General features: G+C 38.3%; 5 protein-coding genes and 2 pseudogenes. 4 read left to right on the top strand and 3 right to left on the bottom strand.

What is annotated here, in order from left to right; genetic code table 11:
* Nucleotides 1-125: 125 nt before the first annotated feature.
* Nucleotides 126-1,190 (bottom strand): TrkA family potassium uptake protein, encoded by a 1,065-nt coding sequence (locus IQ228_RS14865; RefSeq protein WP_306459822.1) that lies wholly within the window; start codon nt 1,188-1,190, stop codon nt 126-128.
* 241 nt (nt 1,191-1,431) lie between these two features.
* On the opposite strand from IQ228_RS14865, the gene IQ228_RS14860 reads away from it, so the two are divergent.
* The 3 genes and pseudogenes from IQ228_RS14860 to IQ228_RS14850 all read left to right on the top strand — a co-directional run bounded on the left by IQ228_RS14860 (nt 1,432) and on the right by IQ228_RS14850 (nt 3,799).
* A complete protein-coding gene (locus tag IQ228_RS14860; protein WP_193963332.1) occupies nt 1,432-2,715 on the top strand; it encodes an aspartate aminotransferase family protein in 1,284 nt (427 codons plus the stop codon).
* 145 nt (nt 2,716-2,860) lie between these two features.
* Nucleotides 2,861-3,178, top strand: a pseudogene (locus IQ228_RS14855) (hypothetical protein).
* Nucleotides 3,179-3,391: 213 nt separating this feature from the next.
* Entirely contained in the window at nt 3,392-3,799 is a 408-nt protein-coding gene (locus IQ228_RS14850; protein WP_228043883.1) for a hypothetical protein, read from the top strand.
* On the opposite strand, the pseudogene IQ228_RS14845 reads toward IQ228_RS14850, so the two are convergent.
* A pseudogene (locus tag IQ228_RS14845) lies at nt 3,733-3,891 on the bottom strand (DUF2887 domain-containing protein); the annotation flags it as partial. The gene IQ228_RS14850 and the pseudogene IQ228_RS14845 overlap by 67 nt on opposite strands.
* 134 nt (nt 3,892-4,025) lie before the next feature.
* On the opposite strand from IQ228_RS14845, the gene IQ228_RS14840 reads away from it, so the two are divergent.
* Complete coding sequence (locus IQ228_RS14840; RefSeq protein WP_193963330.1) at nt 4,026-7,232, top strand: glycoside hydrolase family 15 protein; 3,207 nt, start codon at nt 4,026-4,028, stop codon at nt 7,230-7,232.
* A 230-nt stretch (nt 7,233-7,462) separates the two neighbouring features.
* Here the strand turns inward: IQ228_RS14840 and IQ228_RS14835 are convergent, their stop codons facing one another.
* Entirely contained in the window at nt 7,463-8,149 is a 687-nt protein-coding gene (locus IQ228_RS14835) for a hypothetical protein (RefSeq protein WP_027400825.1), read from the bottom strand.
* Nucleotides 8,150-8,800: the final 651 nt, after the last annotated feature.

Raw genomic sequence — 8,800 nt, 5'->3', positions numbered from 1 at the left:
GGAGGGGGTTGGGGGTGGGGTTCTTGTACCTCATAACATCGGGAAGTGCTGTATTTATAAGTTTAAAAAGAAGTCGGAGGATCTTTGAGAGAGTAGATATTCCAACTTGCAAAATAAGTCTGCTTTTAGCTATTTTTCGGACGTTTTAGGGGAGTAGAATTAATCGGACCAAGAATTTGATTTAAACCCCGCAATTGTTCAGCCGTACCCATACAAATTAGGGTATCTCCCGACATTAAAACAGTTTCACCAGTGGGACCACCAATGAGTTTACCATCAAGGCGGCGTATTGCCAGAACTAATGCGCCTGATTGCGATCGCAATTTGGCTTTTTGTAAAGTTTGACCAACGAAGGGACACCTACCCGGATCTAGTAAAAATTCTTCCATGTATAACTGGCGGTCTGTACCGGAGAGAATCCCATCCACAAAGTCTAAAATCTGCGGTCTGAGGGCTGCTGCTGCCATGCGTTTGCCGCCAGTAATATACGGTGAAATTACGGCATCTGCGCCACCACGTTGTAACTTTTGTACCGCTTCTTCCGTACTAGCGCGAGCGATCGCCCTAATTTCTGGATTCAGCGTTTTTGCTGATAAGACAGTATATAAATTTTCCGCATCTGAAGGTAAAGCCGCGACAATACAAATTGCTTTAGTAACGCCAACTTTTAACAAAGTATCATCTAATGTCGCATCACCTTGAAAAACAATATAACCAATTTCCTGGGCTTTTTGGACAGATTCTAGTTCCGAATCAATCACCACAAAAGAAACAGCTTCAGCCTGAAACTCCTTAGCAATTTGTCGCCCAGTGCGACTAAATCCACAGATAATATAATGTCCTGATAATGATTCCATTAAACGCCTTTGTTGTCGGAGTCGAATTCCTTCTAGAAAATAACCTTCAATGACTGCGGCTGTAAATCTATTGACAATATAACCAAGATTGACCACACCCATTAAAATCAAGGCAATGGTAAACAACCGCCCACGACTACCCAATGGATGAGTTTCTCCATAACCGACAGTTGCCAAAGTAATCACAGTCATATAAGCCGCATCTTCCCATCTCCAGCCCTCAACCAGGGAATACCATAGAGTCCCGATTAGGAAAATACCAGCTAAAGCAAGCGCCCCAGCCATTAACTCCTTTTGAATACGTTGATATTTTTGTTCAAGGGTAGAATACACAGGCAATTAAGAATTAAGAATTTAGAATTTAGAATTTAGAATTGAAAAACTTCTAATATCAAGATTCAGAATATAGAATCTTTCAAGTCAAGGAATAGGGAATAGGGAATAGGCTTTCTTCTTTCTTTCTGACTCGGTGACTCCTGACTCGGTGACTTCTCTTAAAATCATCAAAAATTTTGTTCATATTTCCCAGAACCTAGTAAAGTATTACGATAAAAGCTTTTCAGGAGTAGCGGTAGTGAGCGTCCAAACTCTAATTGAACAAGCCACGAACCCCCCGGAGTCAGGTATTATGCCATCTACACCTTTTGATGTTGATAGCTTTGATACGGCTGTTATGTCTACATACAGTCGCTTTCCTTTGGCTTTGGAACGAGGTGCTGGTTGCCGTGTTTGGGATAGTCAGGGCAAGGAATACCTGGATTTTGTCGCGGGTATTGCCACTTGTACTCTAGGACACGCCCATCCAGCAATGGTAGAGGCTGTAACTAGACAAATCCAGAAATTGCATCATGTTTCTAATTTGTACTATATTCCTGAACAGGGTGAATTAGCGAAATGGATTGTTAATCATTCCTGTGCAGATAGTGTATTTTTCTGCAATTCTGGTGCGGAAGCCAACGAAGCCGCCATTAAACTAGCGCGGAAATATGCCCACACTGTCCTAGAAATTGCCCACCCGATCATTTTAACTGCCCATGCCAGTTTTCACGGACGGACTTTAGCCACCGTGACTGCCACTGGACAACCAAAGTATCAAAAGCATTTTGATCCTTTAGTTCCTGGTTTCCACTATGTAAATTACAACGATATTAGAGCAGTGGAAGCCGCTGTTACTGAATTAGATGAAGGTAATTATCGGGTAGGGGCAATTTTAATTGAACCATTACAGGGAGAAGGTGGCGTTCGTCCTGGGGATATTGCCTACTTTAAGCGGTTACGGGAGATTTGCGACGAAACCGGTATTTTGTTGATTTTTGATGAAGTACAGGTTGGAATGGGACGCAGTGGCAGATTATGGGGTTATGAACATTTGGGAGTAGAACCAGATATTTTCACCAGTGCGAAAGGCTTGGGCGGTGGTATTCCCATCGGTGCGATGATGAGTAAGAAATTCTGCGATATTTTCCAACCCGGAGAACACGCAAGTACATTTGGCGGTAATCCCTTTGTCTGTGGTGTGGCGCTGAGTGTGTGTGAGACTTTGGAAAAAGAGAATATTTTAGAGAATGTCAGAGAACAGGGCGCACATTTACGAGAAGGATTAAGAGCGATCGCTCGTCAATATCCTCAGCATATCTCAGAAGTGCGCGGTTGGGGTTTAATCAACGGCATGGAAATCAAAGCCAATATTCCTTTAACAGCCCCTGAAGTCGTCAAAGCGGCAATGGACGCAGGTTTATTACTTGTTCCCGCAGGTCTTAAAGTAGTGCGGTTTGTTCCTCCTCTCATTGTCACAGATGCAGAAATCAAGCAAGCATTAAAAGCTGTAGAAAAGGCATTAGCTAAAGTTACAGCTTAATTCATAATTCGTAATTCGTAATTCGTAATTTTAGGATTATCAATTACGAATTTTTTATCTTGACAAATTTAAACATATCAATTAGGAAAAAATTAATCAAAAATGCGATAAAATATAATATATTTTCAGTAATACATAACAAATTATGCCAGAAACAAAATCTACTCATACAGTCCGCAGGGGCAGAATCTTCCCGGAAATTCAATGGACTCAAGAACAAAAAGCACAATGGCAGACTGAACGGGAAACATTGTCTTAAGACTGCAAAGTAATTTTTGAGCAGTTACAAGCAGAACTCATTAAAACTCACTATAACTGGTACATAGCAATTGAGCCAAATAGCCGTGAATATTTTATTAATGAAGATCCCTTGTTAGCCGCACAACAAGCACATCAAAAATACCCAAATGTCAAACTGCACGTTTTCCGAATTAATGAAACTGGAGTATTTGGCAAAATATGATTTTAAAATAATACTTACTACAAGGGAACACTAAAAAATAAATTACCCAATTTTGTGGGATGGGCATCCTGCCTGTCCTTGATGATTAGCGGGCTTTTCGGACTGAACCACAAGAAATTTTTGGGTATTTTTTTAATTGGAAGTCCCCAAATAAAAGAAAGACTTTTCAAATATTACCAAGATCATTCATTATCACATCTAAGGTTAATTATCATGAAATCAAATAAAATATTTAGATTAAGTTCCCTGAGAACCTCAATTCACCTCGACGGCTACAACGTTACCCATTATCAAGAACTACATAAATTCTCTTCTGAAGCCGAAGCAGAAGCCTTTTTTAACGAAAGTATTCAAGAATTACTCACACATGGTTGGTATGATGTCGAATCTGTCCCAGTAGATGAAAATAACAAAGATTTTACTCCAGATGAATTGTATGGGATGTTCTTAGAACTAAAAAATCAAGTAGATGAATTTGCCAATGCAATTATCAAACCTTCTATAGAAATTACGCCATATTCAACAACAGAAACTACCTTATGGCAAAGTAAATTTGGTGGTAAAAACACCCCGTCAATTTCAAACTTTGGTTCTTTCACCGCTACCGAATCAAAGCGATAATTAGCCGCATTTGCGGGAGGATTTGGCAATAACTCAAACAGTATGGTTGGATATGTTTGAAATAAATAATAGGAAATAGAGTCACGTCGCATATTATAATTGTAGTCTATCCTACCCAAAATAAATTCTCTTCTTGATGATTGTTACATACACCAAAAGAGGGAATTATACAACTTTTTTATTTATCAACCTCACAGCAACAAAGTTAAATTTTCTCATCACCATAATGAACACATCCACCACACCATTAACACGCTTAGATTTTTACTATCAGCAAATCAAGACAATTATTTTAGCGCGTCAAAACCCGATTACTGGTTTATTACCAGCGAGTACCGCTATTACTGCTCATGGCGATTATACGGATGCGTGGGTGCGAGATAATGTGTATAGTATTTTAGCCGTTTGGGGTTTAGCTTTAGCCTATCGCAAATTAGATCATGATGATGGGCGAACCTATGAGCTAGAGCATAGTGTGGTTAAATTAATGCGAGGGTTGTTGTTTTCTATGATGCGACAATCCCATAAAGTTGAAACATTTAAACATACACAATCTTTATTAGATGGACTTCACGCCAAATACAATACAGCTACAGGTGATATAGTCGTCGGTGATGATGAATGGGGACATTTGCAACTTGACGCTACCTCTATATTTTTATTGATGTTGGCACAAATGACCGCCAGTGGATTATCAATTATTTTTACATTAGATGAAGTGAACTTTGTCCAAAACCTAGTTTATTATATTGGTCGAGCTTACAGAACACCGGATTTTGGTATTTGGGAACGGGGGAATAAAATTAATCATGGTAGTGCAGAATTAAACGCTAGTTCCTTGGGAATGGCTAAAGCCGCTTTAGAATCTATAAATGGATTAAATTTATTTGGTGTTCATGGTAGTCAAGCATCAGTAATTCATGTTTTACCAGATGAAATTGCTAGAGCCAGAATTACTTTAGAATCATTATTACCTAGAGAATCAGGTTCTAAAGAAATTGATGCGGCGTTATTAAGTATTATTAGTTATCCCGCTTTTGCGGTGAAAGATGAGCAGTTACGAGAACGCACCTTGAATGAAATTATTAGTAAACTTGAGGGAAAATATGGTTGTAAACGGTTTTTGCGAGATGGACATCAAACCGTTTTAGAAGACACCGAACGCCTCCACTATGAACCTGGTGAACTTAAACAATTTGAACATATTGAATGTGAATGGCCATTATTTTTCACTTATTTAGTTCTTGATGGTTTATTTCGGGGTGAACAAGCACAAGTTGAGAAATATCAGCAACTTCTACAATTATTGTTGGTAGAACAAAATGGGTTACAGCTATTACCAGAAATTTATTATGTTTCTGAAGAAAATATAGAAGCTGAGAAATTAAATCCTCAGTCTCAGTTAAGATTACCAAATGAAAATATTCCTTTGGTTTGGGCGCAAAGCTTATATTATTTGGGTGAAATGTTAAGCGAAGGCTTAATCTCATTGGGAGATATTGATCCTTTGGGAAGACATTTAAACGTTGGAAAACAGCGCAGTGCTTTAGTTCAAATTGCTTTAATAGCAGAAGATGAAGCTCTACAAACGCAATTAGAAGTATATGGAATTGAAACCCAAACTCCTACCCAAGTTGCACCAATTCAAATTAGAAAATCTGAAGAACTTTCCCAAATTTATACGCAAATTGGCAGAAATGATCAATTGGGTTTAACGGGTCGTCCTTTGCGAAGACTGAGAAGTTTAACAATATCAAGGTTCTTTCGGATTCGAGAGCAAACAGTTGTCTTTTTACCATCATTCCTAGATTCTCAACAGTTTTATTTAACTCTTGATTATCATTTTTTAGTAGATCAAATTAGAGGTGAATTGGCTTATATTCAAAAATACTGGAGTGATTTAGGTCGTCCGACTTTGACTTTAATGATTACTCGGACTATGCTAGAAACTGGTTCTGAAGCATTATTAGAATTAATGCAAGAACTCAAAGATGGTATTTGTAACGGAGTCCATGTAAAATTAGGAAAACTCAATCAATTAATGCTGACAGCAGCAATTCAAAGAATTGATTTTTTATCAGATGCACAATTCTCTCAATCATCAGTTGCAAATCGGGGAATCCGTTGTTATTACCTGACTTCTCATTTAGAAAAAAGTTGGTCTTTGGGACATACCCAAGAATTCCAAATGGAATGTGAAACTAACTTAGATTTATTATTAAAATATTTGCGCTCATCAGAAAATATTTATGAGCAAATTGAATTACTGCAAACTTTAACTCGGTTACAGGGTTTAGAATTTGATACAGGCTATGCGGGTCCTACCCATGCTGTCACTGTAGCCGATTTACTTGATGAAGTTTATATTAAAGCCGGAGATTTAGGTTTGTGGGCGGTGGTGCGACGGGCTGCGGGTTTACGCCAAATGCTCGATATTGGCTTATCAGACGCGATAACGAGTATTTTGGTGCAAGGTAAGCAAATTGCAGTTGGGAGGGCTTATAGTCAAGCTTCTTTGATAGTTGTTCCTATATCTGGAATTGAGATTACTGAGAAAATTAATAACTTCTGTCGTGAGGATATACGAGATAGAGTTTTAACCCAAGAAATTCTCATTTATCTTGGTGTGTTAATCAAATCAGAACCAGAATTATTTCGTGGATTTCTCACATTAAGGGTTGGTTATTTGATTCTTTTGATTACTAGCGATATAGCCAGAGAATTTATCCTCACCCAAGATGAAGCTTATGAAAGATTAATGCAGCTATCACCTTTTGAAGTAAAAATGCGGTTGCGTCAAGTGTTAACTGGATATAGTGGGGTGAGTAGTTTATTACGTCAACAGGAATCATTGCACGTTAAACAAAAAGAAAGTGACATTGCTTGGGTTGTCCTACCTGTAATTAGTGAAGAAGTAGAAGTTCCTCCTGATGGTTGGCGGAGATTTCGTCAAGCAGAAGGGGCATTAAATCGCGTAACTAAAGACTTTTTTAAACAAGTTTGGCTATTAATGCAGCATTGCAAAGGTTTAGTTATTGGCGATAAATTGGAACGACGGAATCGGTTAGAAAGTGAAATTATGCTTTCGGAAATGACAGCAGGAGAAAGAAATTTTGCTTTATTAGTTGAACACTTGCTGAATAAAATTGAAGCTCCAGAATATCGCCAAGTTAATGTAGAAGCCTTGATGGAATTGGCTGCAATCGTGGCTAATAACCCTAAGTTGCAAATTGAGGAATATATAGTTTTAGATGTGTTAATCGGTCACGCAGTCCGGTTAGCGTGGTTGGAAAATCATCCCCATAGGAGCGATCGCTATGATGAAGATAAAGCCAGTGCATGGCCATCATTTTATAATAGCTCTCCCCAAGATTGTGCCAATTATATTTTGAAGGCGTTTAGGTTCTTAACGGAGTTTGTTGAAGATGTTTAAACTCAAGGCTTTTCCAGCATCTTTCATGTAAAACAGGGAACAGGGAACAGGGAACAGTAAACAGGGAACAGGGAACAGGGAACAGGGAACAGTAAACAGGGAACAGGGAACAGGGAACAGGGAACAGTAAACAGGGAACAGGGAACAGTAAACAGTGAACAGGGAACAGGGAACAGTAAAACAGTAAACAGTGAACAGTGAACAGTGTTCACTGCTTATTGCTATCTGGATCAGTTTAGACTACATTTGGCATACACCAATAAGTTCTTGTATTCTTCAATTTTGTGCATCTTTCCCTGTTTTACAAATGATTCAATTATTGGTTGAGCATGACCCCAACCAATTGATTTTGTATAGAAGAGAATTTTGCCATTGGGATTGAGTTTACTCAGAAACATCCCTAGAAGAGATTCTTCATTATGATGCAAAAAAGGTGCTTCTTCAGGCATATAAAATTCGCCGAGATGAAACAGAGAAATGACATCGAGCATGGGTAAAGAACGGTCTGTCAAGGTGTATATATCTGTACAGAGAACTTTGTAATACTTGAACAGTAGACGATCTTTAAGCGATAATCGGATATATTCTTGATGTTCGGGTGCAGAAGCGGTAATCCCAATAATTTCATTGGGTTGAGAAAATTTCTGATTTGCCAATCCTAGAATATGATGAGAACCTGTTCCAAAATGAAAGATAGTTTGATCTTGGATATTATGATTTTGTAAATATTCAACTAATTCAAGATCACATGGACAACGTTCTGGTTGTAATCCCCAAGATGATTTTTCGCGGTAGTAATCAGCACCAACCCATTGTGGTAAAACTGGGCGAGAAAAACTTAAAAAATAGTAAAGTCTTGCTAAGTGGCGATTTGTAAAAACTATTCCCCGAACGGTTTGTCTAATACTATTAACCATGAATTAATCAACCTCAATAGTTGGGAAAAGATATTTTTGATATGTTGGATAAAAGACGTACCCAGTTAGGATGCTACAAATATTCATCAGCAAGACTACAATCAAGCTAAGTAATTGGACAAAAATATTTACAGTCATTGCGAGGGAAGGGAAGCAATCATAACCTTGGCGATTGCTTCATTTCACTTCGTTCCATATGGCTAACGCCACGCTTACGCAATGATATTGTGTAATTAATTCTGTCTCACTACTTATATAAAGTTAGCCCAATTCAAATTAATTGAGCCAGGTAAATTGACATCCCGGATTATTTTTGTAATTGTTGTGCTTGATGGCGACAGACAAATGATTACTGATGATCTGCTTGAAGATTGAGTTATCCTAGATGGATAAAATTCATCAAAATCCCTGACAACCTGCTCTATGTGATCACCCTAAAAAATACTGGGTGTTGAGTTTCTAGAACTTAGGCAAGTCTAACATAGGAAAAATAAAGCTAACATCAAGTACAGATGAAAGTTTAATTAACTTTTGCTATGGCGGTGATGACGCTTGATGCAATACAGCACTTTCCGGTGTTATGAGGTAAAAGAACCCCACCCCCAACCCCCTCCCCGCAAGCGATGAGGGGGCTAAGGCTAAGTATAATTG

Source organism: Dolichospermum sp. LEGE 00246, from assembly GCF_015207865.1.
Taxonomy (GTDB): Bacteria; Cyanobacteriota; Cyanobacteriia; order Cyanobacteriales; family Nostocaceae; genus Dolichospermum; species Dolichospermum heterosporum.
The sequence above is the reverse complement of the archived record's forward strand: the minus strand, read 5'-3'. Positions and strand labels throughout refer to the sequence as shown.